The 238-nt window shown below is 68.5% G+C and carries 1 protein-coding gene; it reads right to left on the bottom strand.

The window, feature by feature from the left end; translation table 11 throughout:
- The coding region (locus VTU_RS28680; protein WP_010107469.1) for a SwmB domain-containing protein at positions 1–238 on the bottom strand (238 nt) is incomplete at both ends.

Here is a 238-nt window from a genome sequence, read left to right as displayed (position 1 = left end):
GGGCTTGGTGTAGCTGAGGTTCACCGCTTCGCCACTGTCCACGGGACGGGTCAGGCGCAGGGTCACGGTCTTGGCCGTGGCGTTGACCGTGACGCTCTCGACGGCTATGGCGACGCCACGGCTGCTACTCACCGCAAAGGCCGTCGCGGGCGCTGGATGGGTCGCATCCAGACCCAGGCCACTCGCCTCGGTGTAGCTCAGCACCAGATCGCGCCCGCTGACCGTGGCGGTGCTGAGC

The organism is Verminephrobacter aporrectodeae subsp. tuberculatae At4 (assembly GCF_000193225.1).
In the GTDB taxonomy this organism is placed as follows: Bacteria; Pseudomonadota; Gammaproteobacteria; order Burkholderiales; family Burkholderiaceae_C; genus Acidovorax; species Acidovorax aporrectodeae.
The sequence above is the reverse complement of the archived record's forward strand: the minus strand, read 5'-3'. Positions and strand labels throughout refer to the sequence as shown.